22 protein-coding genes and 1 pseudogene are annotated in these 25,087 nt (G+C 59.8%); 15 read left to right on the forward strand and 8 right to left on the reverse strand.

What is annotated here, in order from left to right:
- Position 1 precedes the first annotated feature (1 nt).
- The 3 genes from iolD to C5L12_RS06330 all read right to left on the reverse strand — a co-directional run bounded on the left by iolD (position 2) and on the right by C5L12_RS06330 (position 4,683).
- Complete coding sequence (gene iolD, locus C5L12_RS06320; protein WP_105371173.1) at positions 2 to 1,822, reverse strand: 3D-(3,5/4)-trihydroxycyclohexane-1,2-dione acylhydrolase (decyclizing); 1,821 nt, start codon at positions 1,820 to 1,822, stop codon at positions 2 to 4.
- A complete protein-coding gene (locus C5L12_RS06325) occupies positions 1,819 to 3,735 on the reverse strand; it encodes a bifunctional 5-dehydro-2-deoxygluconokinase/5-dehydro-2-deoxyphosphogluconate aldolase (RefSeq protein ID WP_170109060.1) in 1,917 nt (638 codons plus the stop codon). The genes iolD and C5L12_RS06325 overlap by 4 nt, the downstream gene beginning before the upstream one ends.
- A gap of 132 nt (positions 3,736 to 3,867) precedes the next feature.
- Positions 3,868 to 4,683 carry a MurR/RpiR family transcriptional regulator gene (locus C5L12_RS06330; RefSeq protein ID WP_105371175.1) on the reverse strand — a complete coding sequence of 272 codons (816 nt, stop codon included), beginning with the start codon at positions 4,681 to 4,683 and terminating at the stop codon, positions 3,868 to 3,870.
- A gap of 175 nt (positions 4,684 to 4,858) precedes the next feature.
- Here C5L12_RS06330 and iolG point away from each other — a divergent pair, with 175 nt between their 5' ends.
- The gene (gene iolG, locus C5L12_RS06335; RefSeq protein ID WP_105371176.1) at positions 4,859 to 5,848 is read left to right on the forward strand and encodes an inositol 2-dehydrogenase; all 990 of its coding nucleotides are present in this window, start codon (positions 4,859 to 4,861) and stop codon (positions 5,846 to 5,848) included.
- A 130-nt stretch (positions 5,849 to 5,978) separates the two neighbouring features.
- Here iolG and C5L12_RS06340 read toward each other — a convergent pair whose 3' ends face one another.
- The gene (locus C5L12_RS06340) at positions 5,979 to 6,779 is read right to left on the reverse strand and encodes an NAD-dependent epimerase/dehydratase family protein (RefSeq protein ID WP_105371177.1); all 801 of its coding nucleotides are present in this window, start codon (positions 6,777 to 6,779) and stop codon (positions 5,979 to 5,981) included.
- Positions 6,780 to 6,965: 186 nt separating this feature from the next.
- Between C5L12_RS06340 and C5L12_RS06345 the strand changes: the two genes are divergently transcribed.
- The 9 genes from C5L12_RS06345 to ccoS all read left to right on the forward strand — a co-directional run bounded on the left by C5L12_RS06345 (position 6,966) and on the right by ccoS (position 16,075).
- Positions 6,966 to 7,700, forward strand: a complete 735-nt coding sequence (locus tag C5L12_RS06345; protein WP_245422781.1) for a FadR/GntR family transcriptional regulator — start codon at positions 6,966 to 6,968, stop codon at positions 7,698 to 7,700.
- A gap of 292 nt (positions 7,701 to 7,992) precedes the next feature.
- Positions 7,993 to 9,612 carry a cytochrome-c oxidase, cbb3-type subunit I gene (gene ccoN / locus C5L12_RS06350; RefSeq protein ID WP_105371178.1) on the forward strand — a complete coding sequence of 540 codons (1,620 nt, stop codon included), beginning with the start codon at positions 7,993 to 7,995 and terminating at the stop codon, positions 9,610 to 9,612.
- Positions 9,613 to 9,624: 12 nt separating this feature from the next.
- Complete coding sequence (gene ccoO / locus C5L12_RS06355) at positions 9,625 to 10,356, forward strand: cytochrome-c oxidase, cbb3-type subunit II (RefSeq protein ID WP_105371179.1); 732 nt, start codon at positions 9,625 to 9,627, stop codon at positions 10,354 to 10,356.
- A gap of 11 nt (positions 10,357 to 10,367) precedes the next feature.
- Positions 10,368 to 10,520 carry a cbb3-type cytochrome c oxidase subunit 3 gene (locus C5L12_RS06360; RefSeq protein WP_105371180.1) on the forward strand — a complete coding sequence of 51 codons (153 nt, stop codon included), beginning with the start codon at positions 10,368 to 10,370 and terminating at the stop codon, positions 10,518 to 10,520.
- A gap of 3 nt (positions 10,521 to 10,523) precedes the next feature.
- Positions 10,524 to 11,387 (forward strand): cytochrome-c oxidase, cbb3-type subunit III, encoded by an 864-nt coding sequence (ccoP, locus tag C5L12_RS06365; protein ID WP_105371181.1) that lies wholly within the window; start codon positions 10,524 to 10,526, stop codon positions 11,385 to 11,387.
- Positions 11,388 to 11,557: 170 nt separating this feature from the next.
- Positions 11,558 to 13,147, forward strand: a complete 1,590-nt coding sequence (gene ccoG, locus C5L12_RS06370; protein ID WP_105371182.1) for a cytochrome c oxidase accessory protein CcoG — start codon at positions 11,558 to 11,560, stop codon at positions 13,145 to 13,147.
- The gene (locus C5L12_RS06375) at positions 13,144 to 13,638 is read left to right on the forward strand and encodes a FixH family protein (RefSeq protein ID WP_105371183.1); all 495 of its coding nucleotides are present in this window, start codon (positions 13,144 to 13,146) and stop codon (positions 13,636 to 13,638) included. The genes ccoG and C5L12_RS06375 overlap by 4 nt, the downstream gene beginning before the upstream one ends.
- Positions 13,635 to 15,926 carry a cation-translocating P-type ATPase gene (locus C5L12_RS06380; protein WP_105371184.1) on the forward strand — a complete coding sequence of 764 codons (2,292 nt, stop codon included), beginning with the start codon at positions 13,635 to 13,637 and terminating at the stop codon, positions 15,924 to 15,926. Before C5L12_RS06375 ends, C5L12_RS06380 begins: the two co-directional genes overlap by 4 nt.
- Positions 15,923 to 16,075 (forward strand): cbb3-type cytochrome oxidase assembly protein CcoS, encoded by a 153-nt coding sequence (gene ccoS, locus C5L12_RS06385; RefSeq protein WP_105371185.1) that lies wholly within the window; start codon positions 15,923 to 15,925, stop codon positions 16,073 to 16,075. The genes C5L12_RS06380 and ccoS overlap by 4 nt, the downstream gene beginning before the upstream one ends.
- A gap of 99 nt (positions 16,076 to 16,174) precedes the next feature.
- On the opposite strand, the gene C5L12_RS06390 is transcribed toward ccoS, so the two are convergent.
- The 4 genes and pseudogenes from C5L12_RS06390 to C5L12_RS06405 all read right to left on the reverse strand — a co-directional run bounded on the left by C5L12_RS06390 (position 16,175) and on the right by C5L12_RS06405 (position 19,824).
- Positions 16,175 to 16,426: a glycine zipper domain-containing protein gene (locus C5L12_RS06390; RefSeq protein WP_105371186.1), complete on the reverse strand. Its 252-nt coding sequence runs from the start codon at positions 16,424 to 16,426 to the stop codon at positions 16,175 to 16,177.
- A 281-nt stretch (positions 16,427 to 16,707) separates the two neighbouring features.
- A pseudogene (locus tag C5L12_RS06395) lies at positions 16,708 to 18,201 on the reverse strand (PAS domain S-box protein); the annotation flags it as partial.
- Positions 18,202 to 18,215: 14 nt separating this feature from the next.
- A complete protein-coding gene (locus C5L12_RS06400; RefSeq protein ID WP_105371188.1) occupies positions 18,216 to 18,971 on the reverse strand; it encodes a helix-turn-helix domain-containing protein in 756 nt (251 codons plus the stop codon).
- 139 nt (positions 18,972 to 19,110) lie between these two features.
- Positions 19,111 to 19,824 carry a GntR family transcriptional regulator gene (locus C5L12_RS06405; protein WP_105371189.1) on the reverse strand — a complete coding sequence of 238 codons (714 nt, stop codon included), beginning with the start codon at positions 19,822 to 19,824 and terminating at the stop codon, positions 19,111 to 19,113.
- Between the two features lie 235 nt (positions 19,825 to 20,059).
- Here C5L12_RS06405 and C5L12_RS06410 point away from each other — a divergent pair, with 235 nt between their 5' ends.
- From C5L12_RS06410 to C5L12_RS06430, 5 genes are all read left to right on the forward strand, one after another.
- Positions 20,060 to 21,151, forward strand: a complete 1,092-nt coding sequence (locus C5L12_RS06410) for an ABC transporter ATP-binding protein (protein ID WP_105371190.1) — start codon at positions 20,060 to 20,062, stop codon at positions 21,149 to 21,151.
- A 36-nt stretch (positions 21,152 to 21,187) separates the two neighbouring features.
- Positions 21,188 to 22,474 carry an ABC transporter substrate-binding protein gene (locus C5L12_RS06415; protein WP_105371191.1) on the forward strand — a complete coding sequence of 429 codons (1,287 nt, stop codon included), beginning with the start codon at positions 21,188 to 21,190 and terminating at the stop codon, positions 22,472 to 22,474.
- Between the two features lie 101 nt (positions 22,475 to 22,575).
- Entirely contained in the window at positions 22,576 to 23,487 is a 912-nt protein-coding gene (locus C5L12_RS06420; RefSeq protein ID WP_105371192.1) for an ABC transporter permease, read from the forward strand.
- A 1-nt stretch (position 23,488) separates the two neighbouring features.
- Entirely contained in the window at positions 23,489 to 24,307 is an 819-nt protein-coding gene (locus C5L12_RS06425; protein WP_105371193.1) for an ABC transporter permease, read from the forward strand.
- Between the two features lie 5 nt (positions 24,308 to 24,312).
- Positions 24,313 to 25,059 (forward strand): aspartate/glutamate racemase family protein, encoded by a 747-nt coding sequence (locus C5L12_RS06430; RefSeq protein WP_105371194.1) that lies wholly within the window; start codon positions 24,313 to 24,315, stop codon positions 25,057 to 25,059.
- The last annotated feature ends 28 nt before the right edge of the window (positions 25,060 to 25,087 follow it).

Below are 25,087 nucleotides of genomic sequence, written 5' to 3' on the forward strand. Positions count from 1 at the left end.
ACTAGCTTCTTTCCTTGAGCGCGGCTTCGTAGGCTACCCGAGCCTTTTTGACTTCTTCCCGTGGCGAGACTTCCGGGACGGCCACATCCCACCAATAACCACCGGCATCGAGCGCCGGATAAGGATCGGTATCGATGACGATCACAGTTGGAACGGTGGCATCGCGGGCGGCATTGAGGGCCGCTTCCAGATCGGCGGTCGATGAAACCTTGCGGGCATCAGCACCCATTGCCGCCGCATGCGCGGCAAAATCAATGGCAATCGGATTTACATTGGTGTGGGCATAGAGATTGTTGAACTCTGCACCACCGGCACTGATTTGAAGCCGGTTGATACAGCCGTAACCGCGGTTATCGGTGATCACGACGGTGATCTTCGCACCCATGGCAACAGCTGTCGCGAGCTCCGAATTCATCATCATGTAGGAGCCGTCGCCGACCATCACGATTACATCGCGATCCGGCTCCGCCATCTTGATGCCGAGGCCCCCCGCGATCTCGTAACCCATGCAGGAGAACCCGTATTCCATATGGTAGGAGAGCGGCAGCTTGGCCTTCCACAACTGATGCAACCCACCCGGCATGGTGCCGGCCGCGCACATCACCACCGTGTTGTCGCGCGAGGCCCGCTGTACGGCGCCGATCACCTGCATGTCCGTCGGCAGCGTGTTGGCGTCTTTCGGAGCCGCCGTTGCCACGTCAGCCTTGGCGAACCAGCCCGCCTTCAGTGAGGCATCCGGAGCAGCATAACGGTGATCGCCAAGAGCAGCCGAAAGTTTTTCGAGCCCAATCTTCGCATCCGCCACAAGGGGGATCGCATCGTGCTTGGAGCTGTCATAGGCCTGAACGTTCAACGCAAGGATCTTGCGGTTGGGGTTTTTGAACAGCGCCCAGGATCCGGTGGTAAAATCTTGAAAGCGCGTCCCGACTCCGATCACCAGATCGGCATTCTCTGAAACCGAGTTGGCGCTTTCCGCCCCTGTTACGCCAACTGGTCCGAAATTCAGATCATGATCCCAGGCAAGTGCCGACTTGCCTGCCTGCGTTTCCACCACAGGGATCCGGTGCTTTTCCACGAATGCCGTCAGCGTTTCGGTCGCGCCGGCGAAATGCACGCCGCCGCCGGCCACGATCACCGGGTTCTTGGCTGCCTTCAGGGCTGCCACTGCCGTTTCGAATTCATTCCGATCGGGTTCCGGGCGGCGGATGCGCCAGACCTTTTTTTCGAAGAAAGCTACCGGATAATCAAAGGCCTCGGCCTGCACATCCTGGCAGAAGGCAAGCGTCACCGGACCGCAATCGGCGGGATCCATCATGGTGCGCATGGCGCGCGGCAGTGCAGTCAGAAGCTGTTCCGGCCGCATGATGCGATCGAAATAGCGGCTGACGGGTTTGAAGCAATCGTTGGCGGATACCGTGCCGTCGCCGAAATCCTCGATCTGCTGCAAGACCGGATCCGGTCCGCGGTTGGCAAAGATATCGCCCGGGATCAGCAGCACCGGCAGGCGGTTGACATGGGCAAGGGCGGCTGCCGTCACCATGTTCGTCGCGCCGGGGCCAATGGAGGATGTCACCGCCATGGCGCGGCGGCGGCGCAGCTGCTTGGCATAGGCAATCGCGGCATGAGCCATGGATTGCTCATTCTGGCCGCGATAGGTCGGCAGTTCCTCGCGAATGCCATAGAGCGCTTCACCAATGCCGGCAACATTGCCGTGGCCGAAGATCGCCCATACTCCTGCGATATAGGTCTCGCCATCCTCATTCAGCTGGTTGGCCAGATAGCGCACCAGCGCCTGTGCCGCCGTCAAACGTACTGTCTTCACGCCGCTTCTCCCGTTCTGGCGCGTGCCTCATCCCAGATTTGGCACAGGCTGCGATAGCGCCCTGCCATATCCTCCACGGCTTCATCGTCCGAAATACGGCCCGCCAGCCAATTGCGCGCCGCCTCCCCGAAAATCGTCCTGCCTACGGCAAAACCCTTGACGAGGTCGAAGCGGGCAGCAAGGCGGAAACTGTCCTGCAACTCCGCCTGCGGAGCATCGAGCCCCAAAACCACGATCCCGCGCGTATAAGGATCGTTTCGCTGCACAGCCGCGCAGGCATTGGCCCAGGCCGCTTCGCTCTTCATCGGCTCCAGCTTCCACCAGTCGGGATAGACGCCGATCTCGTAAAAACGATCGATGATCTTCCCGACCGTCTCGTCATTCGACGATCCGACCTTGGAAGGAATGACCTCCAGGAGCATTTCCAGGCGGTTGCGGCGTGCCGCCTCGAACAGGCGCTTCACAGTCACCTCCTGTTCGGCCCGCAGCTCCGCTGTATCGTCCGGATGATAGAAACAGAGAACCTTGACCACCTGATCGAGGGGCCATTCCCCAAGCCCGCCGCAATCCAGGCCGAGTTCCGGCTCGAGCGTCAGCGGGCGGGAGCCGGGCCATTCTGCGGGGCGACCGATCCAGAGGCCTGTTCCAGCGGCGGCATAAAGTGCATCGCGGCCAAGCCGGCCGTCGCAAAGAAGGCCATAACCGGTGTCGTTGCCGGCGACCCTCTTTGCGGCATCCAGGCAAAGCAGCTTGAAAGCACCAATCCTTACGGCCGGCGCGCCCGCCTCCTCGGCCATTGCCTCGAGCTGCATGCGATGATCGAAGGCGAAGACCCGCATGGTCGACCAGTCGCCCTTGCGGTTCGTCGACCAATGCACCTGTTCGAGCGCCGCATCCTTGCGCAGAGCCTTTTCGCGAATTCCGGTCTTGAAGAAATATTGCAGTTCTTCCCAACTGGGATAGGCCGGAGTGCAGCCATGCCGCGACACGGCAAAGGCGCCGCAGGCATTGGCATATTTCAGGGCTGTCGGCCAATCCTCGTCCGTCAGCCACCCTTTCAACAAACCAGCCATAAATCCGTCACCGGCGCCGAGCACGTTAAACACTTCGATCGGGAAGCCTTCCCCGGTCTGGCCCCGCTCCAGGCTGTCGGGCACGTCCCCCTCGAACACCACAGCGCCCATCGGACCGCGCTTGCACACCAAAGCGGCATTTGAAACCTTACGCACGGCCTTCAACGCCTCGAGCGTATCCGTGGAGCCGCCCGCGATGTGGAATTCCTCTTCGGTGCCGACGATCAGATCGAACAGGCGCAATGTGGACTGCAGTTTTGCGGTCACTTTCTCGGACTCGATAAACCGGCTTTCTCCCGCCTCATGACCCGCAAGGCCCCAGAGATTGGGACGATAATCAATATCGAGCGCCGTGCGGGCACCGTTTTTCCGTGCGAGGGTCAGCGCCTTCAGCACAGCGGCTTCCGTACGCGGATGGGACAGATGCGTGCCCGTCACGCAGACGCAGCGGGCATCGGCGATCAATGCCGGATCGATATCATCCTCGCAAAGAGCCATATCGGCGCAGTTCTCGCGATAGAAGATCAGGGGGAACTGATTCTGGTCGCGAATGCCGAGCAGGACCAGCGCAGTCAGGCGCTCCGGATCGGTCCTCACGCCCCTTACGTCGACACCTTCGCGTATCAACTGCTCGCGAATGAACCGGCCCATATGCTCGGCGCCGACGCGGGTAATCAGTGCGCTTTTCAGGCCAAGTCGCGCCGCGCCCGCGGCTATGTTGGTGGGTGAGCCGCCGATATACTTATTGAAAGAGCCCATGTCTTCCAGACGCCCCCCGACTTGAGCGCCGTAGAGGTCGACGGATGACCTGCCGATCGTGATGAGATCGAGTGACGTCAAATTTTCCTCCCTGCCGGCTGCGAAGCTGTTGCACTCCGCCAGCCATTTCGAATGGCGCATCTACCGGCGCATCATTCCTCCGTCGTCTATATGGACTATAAATTCTATTTTGTAGAATTTCAACACGAATATTCAGGAAGAACGCCGCGTGCCCACCGCCACGGACAAAGCAATGGCAAGACAGAGGGTAGCGGAAAGCGAGCGGAAGGCGCCAAAGTCCACCTCGGAAACCGACAGGGTGATGGCTTCATATTTGCGGAGCGGGCTGACGATCGTATCCGTCAAAGCGACAACTGGAACACCCCGTGCCTGCGCCGCTTCCACGAGTTCAATCGTTTCCGCCGAGTAGGGAGAAAAGGTGATGGCAAGCAGCACATCACCGGGACGGATGGCATTGCGGTTATCGAGCCTTCCGACGGCGCTGTGGAGCATGGCCGGTACGTCCATCTTCTCGAAGGCATAGGCCATATAGCTGGCCACCGGAAATGAGCGTCGCAATCCGATGATGTGAATCATCTGCGCGTCGGCCAGCACCTGTACCGCCTGCTCGAGGCTCTGCGGCTCGATCGTCTTGAAGAGATTTTCGAGCGACATGCGTCCCGCCTCGACGAACTCCGCCAGCAGCGCCGAGGGGCTTCCCTCCGCTTTTTCGCGCAGGTGCTGAAGGCGCGTCGTGTAATCCGGCCAGCCGCCGACGAAAGACTCGCGAAAGAGCTTCTGCATTTCCGAAAAGCCGGAAAAACCCATGATCTGGCAGAACCGCATGAATGCAGACGGTTGTACCCCGGCACCCTCCGCCATCTCAGCCACCGTCGAGACAGCAATCCGGTCCTTGTTCGCCGCCACATATTCGGCGCACTGCCGCAGCCGCTTCGGAAGGCGTTCCGCTACTTCCAGCAGCCGCTCCTCGAAGGCCTTGATGGTGGTCGGACCGGCCCCTTCACTCATACTTCTGTGCCTCCAATCGCGCGCTTGACATAAGGTGGATCAACATCTAGCAGAATAGAAAATATATTCCAAATCGAGAATGGATCCTCGCGACCACGAATTCGCTTTTCCCAGCATCAGCGGAACAGAGATCGTAGAGGGCCACAGACGCGACCGATTTTGTGGGAGGACGACCATGGTCACCAAGCTGGCGCTTTTGGGCGCAGGACGCATCGGGAAGGTGCATGCCCGGGCAATCGCCGAGGACAAGCGCGCCAGGCTGGTGGCGGTGGTCGATGCGGTGACTGAAGCCGCCCAGGCAATCGCCGACAGTGCCGGCTGCAGGGTCAGCAGCATTGAAGACATCGAGGCGGATCGAGACATCGACGCGGTCATCATCTGCACGCCGACCAACACTCATGCAGATCTTATCGAACGCTTTGCAAAGGCCGGCAAAGCGATCTTCTGCGAAAAGCCGATCGACCTCGATGTCGACCGCGCCAGAGCCTGCCTTGAGACCGTCCGCAAGAGCGGCGCGAAGGTGATGCTCGGTTTCAATCGCCGGTTCGATCCGCATTTCCGCGCGGTACGTCAGGCAATCGATGAAGGCCGGATCGGCAAAGTCGAAATGGTGACAATCACCAGCCGCGACCCGGGTCCGCCGCCGGCGGAATATATCAAGGTTTCAGGCGGCATCTTCCGCGACATGACCATCCACGATTTTGATATGGCACGTTTTCTGCTCGGCGAAGAGATTGTCTCCGTCATGGCTGCCGGCGCGGTTCTGGTCGATCCGAAAATCGGCGAACTGGGCGACTACGATAGCGCTAGCCTCATCCTGACGACGGCGAGCGGGCGCCAATGCGTTATCTCCAATTCCCGTCGCGCCAGCTATGGTTACGACCAACGCATTGAGGTCCATGGCTCTTTGGGTTCGGTATCCGCGGAAAATCAGCGGCCGGTGTCGATCGAGGTCGCCAATAAGGACGGCTACACGCGCCCGCCGCTCCACGACTTCTTCATGACCCGTTACACCGCCGCTTACGCAGCGGAAATCTCCGCGTTTATCGACAGTCTGGAAAACGGAACGGCACCTTCTCCCTCGGCCGAAGACGGGCTGATTGCACTGCAACTGGCCGACGCGGCACTTCGCTCCGCCAAGCAAGGGGCGGTCGTGAAGATCTAGCCGCGCGGGCTGCAAGTCTGGGGTATCGGAGGAAACGGCAGGTGAACCACGATTGCCGCCGTCTCCTACCCGGTTGGGGAGCTTCTTTCACCCGCGGATCGCACGTCAAACGGTAGCCCGCGGATCGCCGTCATTCATCGTCTGGATGACCCGCGGACGTAAACGGGCCCCCTTGATAAATGACCGCGGGATTTGCCGGATCTTCCTTGCCGGCCGCCGCTTCTACTTCCACTCGCCACTTTGCCGAACTGTCCTGCGGCTTCCAGCCAAGGAAAGCCGCATTGCGGTTGTCCCACCATTGCTCGTCATTGGCCGACGCACCGTAAACCACCGTATGACCGAGCCGGGGCGTGTCGAAAGCACGGCCGCAAAGCGAGACGAAATCCCTGTGGCTGAGCCAGGTTGCTAGCATTCGGGTATTCATCGGCTTTTCAAAGCAAGACCCGATACGCACCGACAGCGTCTCCTGGCCGAACTTGTCGAAATAGAGGCTGGCGATGGCCTCTCCGAAGACCTTCGAGGCGCCGTAGAGAGAATCCGGCCTGGGGACGACCGTGCTGTCCAGCCGCTCGTCACGCCGGTAATAGCCGATGACATGGTTCGAGCTTGCAAATACGATACGGGGCTTACCATTGCGGCGGGCCGCCTCGTAGAGATTATAGAGGCCGAGGATGTTTCCCTGCAGTATCAGGTCGAATTTGCGTTCGACCGAGACGCCGCCCAGGTGGATAATACCATCAACGCCATCCAGCATTTCCGCCACCTGCGCCGCATCGGCAAGGTCGCAGCGGACGAAGGTCTCTCTCCCGCCGACATCGCTTATCTCGCTGATATCGGAGATGACCACGTGTTCGGCAAGCTCTCCCAGCATCGGCCGTATTGCCCGCCCAACGCCGCCGGCTGCGCCAGTTAAAAGAAGTTTCTTGAGCATCCGCCCCTCCCCGTGAGATCGGCTGCGATGCCGTCATCTCTCATGTTATCATATCTCATGCTCTATGTTATACTATAAGAGCATCGAGTGTCGTCAACGGATTTCTTTCTCGGCGCTTGACAAAAGGGGTCTGGTCCATCCGACTGTCTCAACAGGAAGACATGGCATGCTCGGGAGCAATCTACCTTGAAACGAACCGACAACACCGCTTTGCAACTCCGCGAGCGCAAGGGACGCAATCTGGTCGAAGCCATTGGAGAGCAGCTGCGAAACGCGATCACTGTGGGTGAGCTGAAACCGGGAGACAAGCTTGCGAGTGAAAGCGGCCTGACAGACCAGTACAAGGTCAGCAGAACTGTCATCCGGGAGGCAATTGCGTCTCTTCGCGCCGACGGACTCGTGGAAGTGCGCCATGGTGTCGGCGTTTTTGTTCTTGCCCCTCACACCGGACCGCAAAAGGCGTTTCACGGCGTCGACATTCACCGGGTCTCGTCCATCATCGAGATGCTTGAAGTGCGGGCTGCAATCGAAATCGAGGCTGCGGGTCTCGCTGCGAGCCGATCCTCTCCGGCACAGCAAGAGCATATTTTCGAGTGTCTGGATATGATGAACCGACAGATCGCAGCCGGTTCATCGACCGTCGACAGTGACCGGGCCTTCCATATGGCAATTGCCGATTCGACCAACAACCCCCGCTTTCGCGACCTCCTGGAATCGATTGGCCGGCAGATGATCCCGCGCTCTCTTCTCCAGGAAGATGATGCGGAAATGTCTCGGGAATATCTGTCGCAGATCCAAAGCGAACATGCCGCCATCGCCCAAGCCATCGCCGACGGAAACGATTCTGCTGCGCGGGAGAGGATGCGCACCCATCTCCGGGGAAGCCAATTGCGATATCGCGCCATGATGCGCCGAGGGTAAGGCTTCCCAAGATATATTATAAGATATGCCGCATCATAATATGATGCTCCAGCGCTTTAATAGACCAGTGCGACAAAGATATCCGCGCTAGACGCCGCTTTTACCTACCTCAGGCAGAACTTCATCTCCATTCCATCCTCGGCGGCAGGCCAGGTCTGCGAAATCGCCTCACACCTGCGTTCGAGCAGGATGTTGACGCAAATCAAAGCGTCTCTTCAAGCTGTGTGTCAGCAGATGATGGTCAGCAATCTCTCAACCAGCACCGCGGATTCGCGTTGCGAGGCTCAAGACCATGAATTACGTCTCCGAAACGATTCTTCTGGCCGTCGGCACCTTTCTAGCTCTGCTTGGAGCCGCCTTCGCCTATGACAGCCTGTTCGCCGCCCATATGTGGGTTCTGTTTTTCGTGCTGCTCGTCAGCACGGTCGTCATGCTCCGCAAGATCTCCTTCGCGCCAGCGGGGCAAACCTCGAAGAGCTCGGTCCAGTCCGAGTATTTCGATGAAGTCATCAAATACGGTACCATCGCGACCGTCTTCTGGGGCGTCGTGGGCTTCCTCGTCGGTGTCGTCGTTGCACTGCAGCTCGCCTTTCCCGATCTGAACATCGAGCCTTGGTTCAACTTCGGCCGCGTCCGCCCGCTCCATACCTCAGCCGTCATCTTCGCATTCGGCGGCAACGCGCTGATCGCCACTTCCTTCTATGTGGTACAGCGCACCTGTCGCGCTCGGCTTTTCGGCGGCAACCTAGCCTGGTTCGTCTTCTGGGGTTATCAGCTCTTCATCGTCATGGCGGCAACCGGCTATCTGCTGGGCATCAGCCAAAGCCGGGAATATGCCGAACCGGAATGGTATGTCGACCTGTGGCTCACGGTCGTCTGGGTCGCTTATCTCCTGGTCTTCCTGGGTACCATCCTGAAGCGCAAAGAGCCCCATATCTATGTGGCAAACTGGTTCTACCTCTCCTTCATCGTGACGATCGCGATGCTGCATGTGGTGAACAACCTTGCGATCCCGGTTTCCTTCCTCGGCGTCAAGAGCTACTCCGCTTTCGCGGGCGTTCAGGACGCACTGACCCAGTGGTGGTACGGCCACAATGCCGTCGGCTTCTTCCTGACGTCGGGCTTCCTCGGCATGATGTATTACTTCGTGCCCAAACAGGTTAACCGCCCGGTCTATTCCTACCGGTTGTCGATCATCCACTTCTGGGCCTTGATCTTCATGTATATCTGGGCCGGTCCGCACCACCTCCACTATACGGCGCTTCCCGACTGGGCTCAGACGCTCGGGATGGTCTTCTCCGTCATGCTGTGGATGCCCTCCTGGGGCGGCATGATCAATGGCCTGATGACGTTGTCCGGCGCTTGGGACAAGATCCGCACCGACCCCATCGTCCGCATGATGGTCATGGCGATCGCGTTCTACGGAATGGCGACATTCGAAGGCCCGATGATGTCGGTGAAGGCTGTCAACTCGCTCAGCCACTATACCGACTGGACCATCGGCCACGTCCATTCGGGCGCCCTTGGCTGGAACGGCATGATCACCTTCGGCGCTATCTATTACCTCACGCCGAAGCTCTGGAACCGCCGGCGGCTTTATAGCCTGCAGCTGGTCAACTGGCACTTCTGGCTCGCCACGCTCGGCATCGTCGTCTACGCCGCCGTCATGTGGGTTGCAGGTGTGCAGCAGGGCCTGATGTGGCGCGAATACGACGACCAGGGTTTCCTCGTCTATTCCTTCGCAGAGTCGGTGGCAGCGATGTTCCCCTACTACGTCCTTCGTGCAGTCGGCGGCGCCATGTTCCTCACCGGAGCGCTCCTCATGGCATTCAACGTCACGATGACAATCCTCGGCTACGAACGGCAGGAGACGGTGCCAGGCGCCGCACCCGCCCTGCAGCCGGCTGAATAAAGGAACCGACCCATGGGTCTTCTAGAAAAACATCAATTCATTGAACGCAACGCCACGCTGCTGCTGGTCGGTTCGCTGGTCGTCGTTTCCATCGGCGGCATTGTCGAAATCGCGCCGCTCTTCTATCTCGAAAACACCATCGAGAAAGTGGAAGGCATGCGGCCTTATTCGCCGCTCGAGCTCGCCGGCCGCAGCATCTATATCCGCGAAGGCTGCTATGTCTGCCACAGCCAGATGATCCGGCCCTTCCGGGATGAGGTGGAACGCTACGGTCACTACAGCCTGGCAGCGGAATCCATGTATGACCACTCCTTCCAATGGGGTTCGAAGCGAACAGGCCCCGACCTCGCCCGCGTGGGAGACCGCTATTCCAACGAATGGCATGTCCAGCACCTGGTCGAGCCGCGCGACGTGGTGCCGGAATCGGTCATGCCGAGCTATGCCTTCCTGAAGGAGACGCCGCTCAAGGTCACCGACGTCAGCATGGAGCTCAAGGCCAACCGTGCGGTCGGGGTACCATATTCCGACGAAATGGTTGCCAGCGCAAAGGCGGACCTTGCGGCACAGGCCGATCCGAACTCCGACATTTCGGGTCTTCTTCAACGCTACCCGAAGGCCAAGATCGGTGATTTCGACGGCGACGCCCAGAACCTGACCGAGATGGACGCGCTCGTCGCCTATCTGCAGATGCTCGGCACGCTGGTCGACTTCTCGACCTATGACGACGCCGCCGGCTATCGCTGAGGAGAGGGAACATGGAAGCCTACACCGCGCTCCGTCAATTCGCCGACAGCTGGGGACTCCTGGGCATGGCCCTGTTCTTCCTTGGCGTCGTTTTATTCACCCTGCGTCCGGGCGCAGACGCCCAGGCCAAAGAAGCCGCGCAAATCCCTCTGAAGGAGGATTAAAAGATGGCGGACAAGCATATCGATGAAATCAGCGGCGTCGAAACCACCGGCCATGAATGGGACGGCATCCGCGAGCTGAACAACCCAATGCCGCGCTGGTGGGTGTGGACCTTCTACGCCACCATCGTCTGGGCGCTTGGCTACACCATCCTCTATCCCGCCTGGCCAATGGTCAGCGATGCGACAAGAGGGGCCCTCGGATATTCCAGCCGCGCCGATCTGGCCGCAGATGTCGAAAGCGCAAGGATTGCCACGGGTGGCATCGTCGAAAAGATCTCGAGCGCATCGCTCGACGAGATCCTCGCCGACCAGCAGCTCAGCCAGTTCGCGACTGCCGGCGGAGCCGCCGCGTTCCGCGTCAACTGCACACCCTGCCATGGCACCGGTGCTTCGGGCGGCCAAGGTTATCCGAACCTCAACGACGACGAATGGCTCTGGGGCGGCGATGTCAACGCCATCTATCAGTCGATCGCTCACGGTATCCGGGACAGCGTTGATCCGGAGACCCGCGTTTCGGAAATGCCGGCATTTGCGGACATGTTGAAGCCGGAAGAGGTCCGTCAGGTATCCTCTTATGTGGTCAGCCTGACCGGCACGCCGCGTGACCCGTCGCTTGTCGACGCGGGCAAGCAGCTCTTTGCCGACAACTGTATCTCCTGCCACGGCGAAAAGGCCGAAGGCAATCGCGACATGGGTGCCCCCAATCTCGGCGATGCTATCTGGCTCAAGGTGCGGGACGAAGCCGAGATCGCCAAACAGATCCAGTCGCCTCGGCATGGCGTGATGCCCGCATGGGCGACCCGTCTCGGGGACGCCACGGTCAAGCAGCTCGCCGTCTACGTCCATTCGCTGGGCGGCGGCGAGTAAGGCAAGCCATCGCCGCCACACGGTGATGTACCCTTCCCCCACGACATGCGGCCGCCCGCTTAGACAGCGGGCGGCCGTTTTGTCGCACCAACCGATCCCGTACTCTTGACGTAAGTCAATGTAGTCGGCGCTCGCCAATGCCAAACAAGATGGGACAAAGGACCAGTCCCATGAACCTCTATACTTCCCCCGCTCTCGGCTCGAATGATCAGACGGTTGAACGGATCGATGCGCAACCCGTGCATCCGCCGGGCGCACCGCGCCAGCCGTTGTACGAGAAGCGCAAGAAGATCTTTCCGAAGAAGGCCGAGGGACGGTTTCGGCGCTTCAAATGGATTGTCATGCTGATCACCCTCGGCATCTATTATCTGACGCCCTGGGTCCGCTGGGATCGTGGTCCCTTTGCCCCCGACCAGGCTGTTCTCATCGATCTGGCCAACAGGCGCTTCTATTTCTTCTTCATCGAGATTTGGCCGCAGGAATTTTTCTTCGTTGCCGGACTTTTAGTGATGGCGGGCTTCGGGCTTTTCCTGCTGACTTCGGCTGTCGGCAGGGCCTGGTGCGGTTATGCCTGTCCGCAGACGGTCTGGGTCGATCTCTTCCTGGCTGTCGAAGGTTTCATCGAGGGCGATCGCAATGCACGTATGAAATTGGACGCAGCACCCTGGAGCTTCGACAAGCTTTGGAAACGCGTGGCGAAACACACCACCTGGATTGCGATCGCGGTGGCAACCGGCGGCGCCTGGATATTCTATTTTGCCGACGCTCCGTCGCTCGCCTTCGAGTTCGTAACCGGCCAGGCTGCCGCTATTGCCTACTCGACCGTCGCCATCCTGACGGCCACAACCTATGTGCTTGGCGGCCTGATGCGCGAGCAGGTCTGCATCTACATGTGCCCATGGCCGCGCATCCAAGGGGCGATGCTGGATGAAAGCTCGCTCGTGGTCACCTACAATGATTGGCGGGGTGAACCTCGCAGCCGGCACGCCAAAAAAGCCGCCGCGGCTGGACAAGCCGTGGGCGATTGCGTCGACTGCAATGCCTGCGTCGCCGTCTGTCCCATGGGGATCGACATCCGGGACGGCCAGCAGCTTGCCTGTATCACCTGCGCACTCTGTATCGACGCATGCGACAGCGTCATGGACAAGATCGGTAAGCCGCGCGGTCTCATCGCCTATGCCACGCTCGAAGAATATGAAAGCAACATGACTCTGGCGACAAATGGCGGCACGACGTCGATCGACCCGTCACGCGTCCGCAACGCCGACGGTACCTTCATCGACAATATACGCCACTTCAACTGGAGAGTTATCTTCCGTCCGCGCACCCTGCTCTACTTTGGCGTCTGGTCGGCCGTGGGCCTCGGTCTGGTCTTCGCTCTGCTTTCGCGCGACCGACTGGAGGTCAACGTCCTGCATGACCGCAACCCGCAATTCGTTCTGGAGTCGGACGGCTCGATCCGCAACGGATACACGATCCGCCTTCTCAACATGATCCCTGAACCGCGCACCATCATGGTTTCCATGGAGGGGCTACCGGAAGCGACCATGAAGATTACCGGGATCACCGATGTTCCCGGCCGCCTCTTTGCTGTCCAGGTCGAGCCTGACAAGACACTCGCGTTGAAGGTCTTCGTTACCCTCCCCAAAGAAGCCATATCCGCGCAAACCAACGACTTCCGCTTCATCGCTGAAGATCGGTCCAGCCACGAGCAAGACAGCTACGCCGCAGTCTTCAACACTCCTGGAGCCAAGAAATGAACGTTTCCCGAGCAAAAACCTTCGTCTTCACCGGATGGCACATGCTGGGTGTCATGGTGCTCTTCTTCGGCACCATCATCTCGGTCAACTTCTATATGGCCTACAATGCCACGCGCAGTTGGAGCGGCCTGGTCGCGCAAAATACCTATATTGCAAGCCAGGAGTTCAACGGAAAGGCCGCCGAGGCTCGCATTTTGACGGCGAGCGGCGTCACCGGAAGGCTTCTCATCAACGGCAGCACTATCCGCTACGAGGTTTCCCATCCCGCCGACGGTCCGATCCTGGCCGACGAACTCACGCTCAAGTTCAAGCGGCCGGTTGGCGAGCATCAGGATTTCGAACTCCGTCTCACGCCGGTGGCAAAGGGTATCTTCACCACCAGCCACCCGCTCCTGCCCGGCCAGTGGATCGTCGACGCGAGCGCCACCAGGAACGGCAAACGGATCCTGCATGAAGCGGAACGCATTTCGGTCTTGGGAGGGGGGCAATGAGCTGCTGCGCGCCGGGTACCGAAGGTTCCATCACAGGCCAGCTGCCCTCATCGGAAGAATTGGCTCTTTCGAGCCGTATCGTCGGGCCCGGGTTGCGCCAGACCGAGCTCAGCGTACCCCAGGTCCATTGCGGTACATGCATCACGGCAATCGAAACCAGCCTCAAGGCCTTGCCGGCGGTGGAGCGGGCCCGCGTCAACCTTTCCACAAAACGCGTCTCGATCATCTGGAAGGAAATGGTTGGGAATGAACCCACCGACCCTTCGTCGCTCGTAAAGGCGATTGCCGACGCCACCGGTTATGATACCCACCTCTTCTCCGATGGCGAAGACAGCGGCGAAGCGCTGCAGCGCGAGTTGATCCGCGCAGTCGCTCTCTCGGGCTTCGCCGCGGCCAATATCATGCTGCTTTCAGTCTCGGTATGGTCCGGTGCCGACGCCTCGACCCGCGACCTGTTTCACTGGATATCGGCGATGATCGCCGCCCCGGCGCTGATCTACGGCGGCCGATTCTTCTATCAGTCGGCCTGGCGGGCGCTTCGCCGCGGCCGCACCAATATGGACGTGCCGATCGCGCTGGCCATCACCCTGTCCTACGCGGTCTCGGTTTGGGAAACGATCCATCACGGGCAACACGCCTGGTTCGATGCCACGGTCTCGCTGTTGTTCTTCCTGCTAATCGGGCGCACCCTCGATCACATCATGCGCGATCGGGCCCGCTCCGCCATCAGCGGGCTTGCCAGGCTTTCGCCCCGGGGCGCAATGATCATCGGGAAAGACGGCAGCCGCGAATATCGCGCCGTCGAGGATATCGCGCCCGGCGAGCGCGTCGCTATTGCGATGGGCGAACGGGTACCGGTCGATGGAGTCGTCGAAAGCGGCGCGAGCGACATGGACGTCTCGATCGTCAATGGCGAAAGCGCTCCCCGTGCGGTCAGGGCCGGCGACGCGCTCCAAGCGGGGATGCTCAGCCTCACCGGCTCGCTTGTGCTAGTGGCGACTGCCTCCGCACGGCAATCATTCCTCTCCGAGATCATCGCATTGATGGAAGCGGCAGAGGGCGGTCGGGCTCGCTACCGGCGGATCGCAGATCGCGCCGCGCAGGTCTATTCGCCGGCAGTCCATCTTCTGGCACTTCTGGCATTTCTCGGCTGGGGCTTTTTCGGAGGGGACTGGAAGCAGGCGATGCTGATCGCCATCGCGGTGCTCATCATCACCTGCCCATGCGCGCTTGGTCTGGCGGTCCCCGTGGTTCAGGTCGTAGCCGCCGGCCGGTTGTTCAAAAACGGCATTATGGTCAAAGACGGTTCGGCTATGGAGCGGCTCGCCGAGGTCGATACGGTGGCATTCGACAAGACCGGCACCCTTACTCTCGGCAAACCCAAGCTTGTAAACCTCGGGTCGGCAACGGCAGCTCATCTGGCCGTTGCCGCCGGGCTTGCTGCCCATTCCCGCCACCCTCTTTCCAAAGCCCTTACCGGCATTGCGTCAGGGCCGGTGCCAGTTTTCTATGACGTCGTCGAAATTCCCGGCCAGGGTCTGGAGGCCCGCTCGCCCCAAGGGCTGTACCGCCTCGGCAACCGACGCTTCGCCTGCGGCGATAGCGGAGTTGACACATCGGCGGCTTCTTCGACGCTCGAGGTGATCCTTTCCTGCGATGGAAAAGAATTGGCCCGCTTCCTGTTCGAGGATGAGTTGCGTCCGGACTCGCGGGCGGCGATCGACGAGCTTGCGGCACAAGGGCTCTCAAGCGGGATCCTTTCGGGCGACCGTCAAGGTTCGGTCAGCAGCCTCGCCAGCCGGCTCGGCATTACTCGATGGGCCGCAGAACTGGCTCCCAAAGCAAAGGCGGAATTCTGCGTCTCCCTCGCCGAACAAGGTCACAAAGTCCTGATGGTCGGCGATGGCATCAACGATGCTCCGGCCTTGGCTGCCGCGCATGTTTCGATCGCTCCGGCCACCGCGGCGGACATCGGCCGCCAGGCCGCCGACTTCGTCTTCATGCACGAAAGCCTGGAAGCCGTGCCGCTGGCGATCGACGTCTCCCGGCAAGCGGGAAGGTTGATCCGGCAGAATTTCGCGCTCGCCATCGGTTACAATATCATCGCGGTGCCGATCGCGCTTGCCGGCTATGCCACGCCCTTGATAGCAGCAATTGCCATGTCGACATCCTCGATCATCGTCATCGCCAACGCGTTGCGACTAAACCGTACCGGGCATCCGAACCGTCATATCGCCACGGCAACAGGGCACGACGCAAGACAAACCGGAGAGGCTCGACTCGCATGAACATGCTCATCTTCCTCATTCCAATTGCGCTTTTTCTCGGAGGGCTCGGACTATTCGCCTTCCTGTGGTCGCTTAAAAGCGGGCAATATGAAGACCTTGATGGTGCAGCCTGGCGGATCCTGGAAGAAGACTCGCGGGACCGGACCTGAGACCTACCATCCTCGCATAGTGCCGAAAGCGACGACCAAAGGATGGTTAGGCGCCGCAACCCAGGTCTCGGCGCCTAACCAGCTCTCGATAAAAGGTGCTTAGCACCGGTCGATATATCGGTTCCCGTAGCGGTCGCGATAGTAGCAGCGGCCCGGTTGATCAGCCACGCTGCCGATCAATGCCCCGGACACTCCCCCTACCGCCGCACCAACTGCTGCTCCGCGCACATTGCCGGTCGCCACGCCGCCAATAACTGCGCCGGTTGCAGCGCCAACGCCAGCACCTCGTTCGGTGGCAGTGCATGAACCCAGAGCCAACCCGACGCATGCGATGATCAATGCCTTTTTCATCTCATCCTCCATAATGTTCCACAGTTAACTGTTCTGGAGGCAACAGGTTGCATCGTGCCTGCGCGTTGACCTGAAAAACTCTTCCCGCAGCGCACTGGCGACGGCGGGCAGCGGCCTATCACACAGGCGCCGGAACGCATTTCGGAGAGGGGGTTAAATCACGAATGGCACGTCGAATGTCAGCGACTTGGGGCTCACACCGGCACGGAAGGTGCCTTTTCCGCACTTTGCATTGCAAGGGTCAACATTTTGTGGGGAGCCGCAATCGACCACTGATGCGTCGCAGCCGGCAGGAATATCTTTACGCAGGTACCCTGGCCAGGCTCGCTGTCGATTTCGATATCGCCGCCGGATTGCTTGGCGAAACCATAGACCATCGAAAGCCCAAGCCCGGTGCCCGAGCCAACACCCTTGGTCGTGAAGAACGGCTCGAAAGCCTTCTCCCTCACATCTGCGGTCATGCCCGTGCCGGTATCGCTGACGGAAACCAGCACATAATCCCGCTGCTGTTCGGCCAGATCCGCTGATGGACGGCCGCCGCCTCGCGTCGCGTGCGAAATTTCTATCGTCAGGCGGCCTCCGCGAGGCATGGCGTCGCGAGCGTTCAATGCAAGATTGAGCAATGCATTTTGGAGTTGTGGCCCATCGACCAGTGCGTGGTGGGAAGCCCCGTGAGCAACCACCCGTAATTCTATGGTCTCCCCGATCGCCCGAAGCAGGAGATTGGAAAACCCGGTAATGAGGCTTCCAATCTCTGCCAGTTGCGGGTTGAGGGGCTGGCGGCGGCCAAACGCCAGGAGCTGCCCGGTGAGCCTGGCTCCGTCCTGCGTTGCCTCCTGCGCCTCAAGAAGCAAACGGCGCAGCCTCTCGTCCGAAATCTTGCCTTCCAGCATTTCCAGATTGCCGCTGACGACGGCAAGAAGGTTGTTGAAGTCGTGGGCCAGGCCGCCGGTAAGCTGTCCGATCGCCTCCATCTTCTGCGCCTGTCGCAGCTCGGCTTCTATCCTGTGTCGGCTGGTCAGGTCGCGAATGAAACCTGTAAAGATGCGCTTTCCGTCAACGACGGCTTCGCCCACCGAAAGCTCCATGGGGAAGACCGAGCCGTCCTTGCGTTGCCCCATGACGACCCTTCCGTAACCGATGATGCGGCGCTCTCCGGTTTTGAGATACCGAGCAAGATGACCATCATGCGCCCTGCCCTCGGAGGCAGGCATCAGCACGTTGACGGACCGTCCGACGACCTCCTTTGCAAAATAGCCAAAAAGACGTTCAGCGGCGGCGCTGAAAGAGGTGACGATACCCGTCTCGTCAATGACCAGCATTGCTTCGGGCACCGTTTCCAAGATCGATCTTAGATGCGCCTCACGCGCCGCCAGATCGTTCTGCGCCTTGGTCATTTCAGTAATGTCGTTGATAGTCTGGATGATGATGGCGGGAGCGTGATCGGACGAATTGACCGCAACCCATCGCGTTGCGACGACGATCGTCTGGCCGTCCTTGCGACGTTGGACGAGTTCGCCTTCCCAGGTGTGATGGAGACCGATACGGCGGCGGATCTCATCCTGCGGCAACGGGAACCGCGTCGCAAGCATGTCCTGAGCAACCTGACCGACGGCTTCGGTTGACGTCCAGCCATAGAGGCGCTCGCAACCGCTCGTCCACCGAATGATCCTTCCGTCTTTGTCTTGGATGATGATGTTCGCGCCATTGAGGACGTGCGTTACCGTGTTGAGAAGCCCTTCAATCCCGGTCTGCTTGCCCTCATCACTTCCCATGACGCAACCCACAATCAGTGATGCAAACGGTCTCGATGGCAAGCCAGGTCCTGGAACACCAGCGGGTTCGCTTCGTCGTCTCCGGAAAGCTGAGCCAGCTTTGCCGGCTTTTCGATCCTGATGGAGTGGCGCACAGCTGGGTTCGCGACCGTCAACACGCCTTTGCCGATGAGCTTGGTAATTGTCCGCGAAACCGTCTCGATCGTGAGGCCGAGATAGTCGGCCATGTCCTGGCGCGTCATCGGCAGTTCGATAAGCGCATCTCGACTACCCTCCGCCAACGAACGCCGCAGATGTCTCAGCAGGAAAGTGCAGAGCCGCTCTTCGGCCGTCTTGCTGGACAGCAGCACCAGTTGATCCTGTACCGCCGCCATCTCGTCGCTGACGCGCGAGAAAACCTCGGGGCGCAACGCGTCGGAATCGGCAACGGCCTCTTCAAAAACCTTGCGAGAGAGCCGCCGCACAGATGCTGGTCCAATCGCCTCGGCGCCGTAGAGATATTTGCTCTTGAGCGAAACGCCGACGATGTCGCCGGCATAGAGGAAACCGGTAATAACCCGCCGTCCGTCGGAAAGGATACGAAATAGTCTCAACGTGCCTTCGGCAACTTCGAAGACGTGTTTTGCGTCGTCTCCCTCGAAAAATACGGCCTGACTTGTCTCCAGATGCTCCTTGGGCTGGCTCGAGAAAAGCTCGTGCAGGTTTCCCGCCGCCTTGAAGGGTGTGGCCTTGGCAACCTGATGGTCGTTCGCATAGCTGCTGAGAAACACTGGTCTCGTCTCCGTTCTTTCCACGGAGGAATTGACCCTTCTCAAGTAACACCTGAATGCTAGCTCTGTGAAAATTGGTGCGATTGTGTAACGGTTGGTAACAGCCCCCAGTCACGCATCATCCGGAGTAACAAGCCCATCAGGTCAGCGCCAAGGCGTCCTTCAACGCGAAGCCCTGCTTGAGCTGCAGATCAAGATCGGCTTCGATATGGTCGATGTGGTGCAGCATCAACCGGGAGGCCTGGGCTCCGTCGCCTTTTTCCAAGGCATCGAGTATGGCCAGATGTTCGCTATGACCGCAGCTCGATATGCCGGAGCGACCGTAGAGTGCGATCACCAGCGAGGAGCGGCCCACCAGTTCGTCCATGAATTTCTGCAGGATGACATTGCCTGCAACGGAGGCGAGCATCAGATGGAAGTCTCCCGACGCCTTGATCTCCGCCCGTCTGGCAGAAGGGCCGCGCTCGTTGATATGTCGCTGCTCCTCTTCAAGCTGCCGGCGAAACTGTTTTATGTCGGCGGCCGTGATGCGTTCGACCGCGGCTGCGATGATACCGGGCTCGATCAGGCGACGTGAGGCAAAGATCTGTCGCGCCTCGTCCGGAGAAGGATTGGAGACAAACGCGCCTCGATTGCGCTCGATCCGGACCAGACCTTCAAATCCAAGCATCTGCAGCGCGGCGCGGGCCACCGTGCGGCTAACGGAAAAGAGCGCACCCACTTCGCTCTCCGACAGCTTGGTTCCCGGCGCGAGGCGTCGGTCGATAATGGCGTTGCGGAGCGCCTCGCGGATCGCGAGCGAACGGTCTTCCTGGGAGGCTTCCGGAAAGGTGATGTTTTCGCTGATGTTCATGACACAACCCACTGCCTGAGCCTTGTAGCGCGAGCGGGTACAAATTGCCAGCACTGTTGTTCTCAAAGCGTGCCCAAGATTGCATACGATTTGGCCAAGGATCGAAAACAATCGCCTGATTTTTACGCATCCCTTTCCGGACCGGCCCCGCTCTCGAAGCTAAACCTAATGATTCAAGCGAGTTAGTCATTTGGCACGGCGGATGCATTGCAAGGACCGATGCAAGGAGCGCCGGATGAGCAAAGCTGCCGAAATCGACATCATATCTGTCTCGAAGATCTATGGCACAACAACTGCCGTCGAATCGATCAGCCTGAAGATCCCGGCAGGAACCTATTGCTGCCTGCTGGGTCCCTCCGGCTGCGGCAAGACTTCGACGCTTCGCATGATCGCAGGACATGAAGGCATCTCATCCGGCGACATTCGCCTCGGAAACAGCGTGGTCACCGATCTCCCTCCTGCCAAGCGGGGCACGGCGATGATGTTTCAGTCTTACGCGCTCTTTCCCCATCTCGATCTCATCGACAATGTTGCCTTCAGCCTGAAGATGAAAGGCGTCGGAAAAGACGAACGGCGCGCCAAGGCAATGGATATGCTGCGGCTGATGCAGCTCGAAGCCTATGCGACACGCCGGCCGGCGCAGCTTTCCGGCGGCCAGCAGCAGCGTGTGGCGCTTGCCCGCGCATTGATCACCGATCCGGAAGCCCTGCTGCTTGACGAGCCGCTCTCGGCACTCGACCCGTTCCTGAAGATCCGCATGCGCGCCGAACTGAAGAAGCTCCAGACTTCGCTCGGCATCACCTTTGTTCATGTGACGCACAGCCAGGAGGAGGCGATGGCGCTCGCCGATCTCATCGTCGTCATGAATGACGGCCGAATCGAGCAAGCCGCACATCCGCGCACGGTCTTCGAGCGGCCGGCGACCGCTTTCGTGGCTCGCTTCATGGGCGATCACAACGTCATCTCGGGCCGGGTGACGAAAAGCGCGGAAGACACAGTGGCGCTTTCAGTGCCGGAGACCGGTGGAGAATTCCTGGCCACCGGCGAGAACAGTATGTCGAGAGAAACCGCAGACATCGCCATTCGCACAGATCGTGTCCGCATCGCGGAACCGTCGGAAAAGGGCCTGGGGTTCACGGGCTCGATCTCGAATATCGAGTATCGCGGCTCTTCGGTAAAACTTTCCGTCAGCGGTGCCGGTGTGGAGGACTTCACCGCGATCGTCAGCGACGCCGCCTTTTTCGCCAATCCGGTCAAAGTCGGGGAAGCCATCCCGCTGTCTTGGAATCGTGAGGACGCAATCGTCCTCGGTCACCTCAAACACTAACCTCAACAATAAATTTCAACCAGAGGAGAACAGGCAATGACTGAGAACAAGAAAACAACGGGCATCTCGCGCAGATCGCTTCTAAAAACGGCATCCGCCGCAGCCGGTCTTGCTGCCGGCTCCGGCGCCATCACCGGCTTCCCGACCATCTGGGCGCAGAACCCAATCACCCTTCGCCAGTTCGGTACCGGTGTTTCGAACCTCAACGCGATCGCCGAAAAGTGCAAGGCCGACCTCGGCATCACGCTGGAGATGACGGCCACCGACTCAGACGCTGCCGCTCAGCGCGCCGTCACCCAGCCGAACTCCTACGATATCGCTGATATCGAATACTGGATCCTGAAAAAGGTCTACCCGGCAGGCGTCATCCAGCCGATGGATGTCAAGAAGCTTAAATATTACGACAAGGTCGTACCGCTCTTCAAAACCGGCAAGCTGAAGCCGGACAGCGTCATCGCCCAAGGCACCGCGCCCCATACCGTCGGTTTCGTCGAAAAACCTGGCACCAAGACCTTCGCCAAGGGTGAAACCCAGTGGTTCACCATGATGCCGACCATCTACAATGCCGACACACTCGGCATCCGCCCGGACCTCGTCGGCCGCGAAATTTCGACCTGGGCAGATATCATGGACCCGAAGTTCAAGGGCAAGACTTCGATCCTCAACATTCCATCGATCGGCATCATGGACGCCGCGATGATCATGGAAGCCATGGGCAACATCAAATATGCCGACAAAGGCAACATGACCAAGGCGGAGATTGACAAGACGATCGACTTCCTGATCAAGGCCAAGCAAGCCGGCCAGTTCCGCGCCTTCTGGAAGAGCTTCGACGAAAGCGTCAACCTGATGGCTTCCGGCGAGGTCGTTATCCAGTCGATGTGGTCGCCGGCCGTCGCCGCGGTTCGTTCCAAAGGCATCGCCTGCAAATACCAACCGCTCAAGGAAGGTTATCGTTCCTGGGGTGGCGGGCTTGGTCTTGCCGCCCATCTCTCCGGCGCCAAGCTCGACGCCGCCTACGAATACATCAACTGGTACACGTCGGGCTGGGTCGGAGCCTATCTCAACCGTCAGGGCTACTATTCCGCCGCCATGGAAACTGCCAAGCAGCACATGTCTGCGGACGAGTGGGGTTTCTGGGTTGAGGGCAAGCCCGCCAAGGGCGATATCGTCGCTCCGGACGGCAAGGTCATGGAAAAGGCCGGTGCCGTGCGTGACGGCGGTTCGTTCGAGGAGCGCATGGGCAAAGTCGCCTGCTGGAACTCGGTCATGGACGAAGACCGCTACATGGTCCGCCGCTGGAACGAATTCATCGCGGCCTGACGGCGCACCGACGGTGCCATAAGTTCCTTCTCCCCGTCTCAACGGGGAGAAGGCGCCCGACAGGGCAGATGAGGGGCAAGCCCACAGGAGAAACCCGGACCATGGCGACGATCACAACCTCCGAATCGGCCAAGGCCGAGGGCGTGAAGCCACGAAGCTTCCGCCTGCCGCCATCACTGATCTCCTATCTGCAGGCGGCACCGCTGACGCTGATCCTCGGCAGTTTTCTGGCTGTGCCGATCCTGATGATCGGTATCGTCAGTTTCTGGGACTACGACTTCGCCCAGATGTATCCCGATTTCGTTACCTTCAACTACGCGGAGACCCTCGGTTCCTGGGTCACGTGGAAGACCTATCTCAACACATTAAAATTCGCTTTTCTCGTATGGGTCATAACCCTCTTCATCGGCTTCTGGGTTGCCTACTTTCTCGCTTTCCACATTCGCACCACCGCTATGCAGATGGTGCTCTTCCTTGTCTGCACTGTACCCTTCCTGACGTCGAACATCATCCGCATGATCTCATGGATTCCGGTGCTCGGCCGAAACGGCCTGGTCAACTCAACCCTGATCAGTGCAGACATTGTGTCGGAACCTGTCGAGTGGCTGCTCTATTCGGATTTCGCCGTCGTGCTCGCGATGGTGCATCTCTACACGCTGTTCATGGTGACGCCGATCTTCAACACGCTGATGCGTATCGACAAATCGCTGGTGGAAGCCGCCCGCGACGCCGGCGCGTCGAGCTGGCAGACGCTCACCAACGTCATCCTTCCACTCGCCAAACCCGGCATGGCGATCGGAACGATTTTCGTGGTGACGCTGGTGATGGCAGATTTTTCGACCGTGCAGGTCATGTCGGGGGGGCAGAGCGCTTCCGTCGCCCTCATGATGAAAAACCAGATGTCCCTGCTTCAATACCCGGCTGCGGCGGCGAACGCCGTCGTGTTGCTCGTCATTGTCCTCCTGATGGTTGCGACAATCCTGCGCATCGTCGACATCCGCAAGGAACTCTAAGATGCACAGTGATAAACGCGGCCGTGAATTCTACATCCTCGCGATCTTCTTCGCGGTCTTCGTCCTGTTCCTTTACGGGCCGCTCTCGGCGATCCTGATCCTGTCTTTTCAAGGCCCTAACGGCGGGCTCACGTTCCCGCTCAACGGCGTTTCGGTGCACTGGTTTACCAATCTCTTCGAGACCCAGGCCGTCGGCGACTTCGGAGGCTCTTTCCGGCGTTCGCTGCTGTTGGGACTCATGGTCATGATCGTCACCGTCGTCGTGTCGCTGCTGGCCGGCCTCGCTTTCCGGCGCGGTTTCATCGGCGCGACTGCCCTTTTCTATCTCGCCGTAGCAAGCCTCGTCGTCCCATCCATCATCATATCGCTAGGCATCGGCGTGCTCTTCCAACAGATCGGCCTGCAACCCTCATGGTTCTCCTCGGCCTTCGGCGCGCATCTCACCTGGACTTTGCCTTTCGGCGTGCTGATCATGTTTGCCGTCTTCAACCGGTTTTCCCCGGCCTACGAGGAAGCTGCGCGCGATCTCGGCGCCACGTCATGGCAGACGTTCCGTCACGTCCTGCTGCCGATGATCGCGCCGAGCCTCATCGGCGTCGGTCTGTTCGGCTTCACCCTTTCCTATGACGAATTCGCACGCACCCTGATGACGGCGGGTACCTTCAACACCCTGCCGCTCGAGATCTACGGGATGACCACGAATGTCACCACTCCCGTGCTCTATGCGCTTGGCACCGTTACCACCGTCTTCTCCTTCCTGGTCATTGCCGGCACTCTCGGCCTGATCGTTCACCTCAACCGGCGTCGCCAGCGGTCTTGAAATTCATGCGTATTCTCGTCGTCAATCCCAACACCACGGCCAGCATGACGGCGACGATTGCCGACGCGGCAATGCGCGCAGCCAATGCCGGCACCAAGGTCGACGCCGTCACATCGTCGATGGGACCCGTATCGATCGAAGGCTATTATGACGAAGCCTTCGCCGTACCCGGCCTGCTGATGGAAATAGCAAAGGGTGAAAGGTCAGGAGCCCAGGCGGCGATCATCGCGTGTTTCGACGACACAGGTCTCGACGCCGCACGCGCGCTTGCGAACATACCGGTGATCGGCATCTGCGAAGCGGCTCTTGCCACCACCGCCTTCATCGCCCAGCGCTTCACGATCGTCACCACGATGGAGCGCTCCCGCCTGCCGCTCGAGCATCTGGTTCATCGCTACGGCATGGCGGGCCGCTGCAAGGTGCGGGCAGCCGACATCCCGGTCCTGTCGCTAGAAGACCCAAATTCGAATGCCCGAGACCGGCTGCGAAACGAGATCGCGTCGGCGCTGCGCGAGGACAAGGCGGAAGCAATCGTGCTCGGCTGCGCCGGCATGGCTGATCTGGCGGCGAAGCTTGGAGCGGAATTTGCCGTCCCGGTGGTGGACGGTGTCGCAGCGGCCGTCAAACAGGCGGAGGCCTTGGTATCGCTTGGCCTTTCCACCGCCAAACGCGGCGCCTACGCCTCACCGATTGCCAAACCCTATAAAGGCTTGCTTGAAGCCTTCGCTCCGGGCAAACTCGCCGCCTTATGACCAATGATCCAGTCATCCGCTCGCTTAC

The sequence above is a fragment of the Neorhizobium huautlense genome, from assembly GCF_002968575.1.
Taxonomy (GTDB): Bacteria; Pseudomonadota; Alphaproteobacteria; order Rhizobiales; family Rhizobiaceae; genus Neorhizobium; species Neorhizobium huautlense.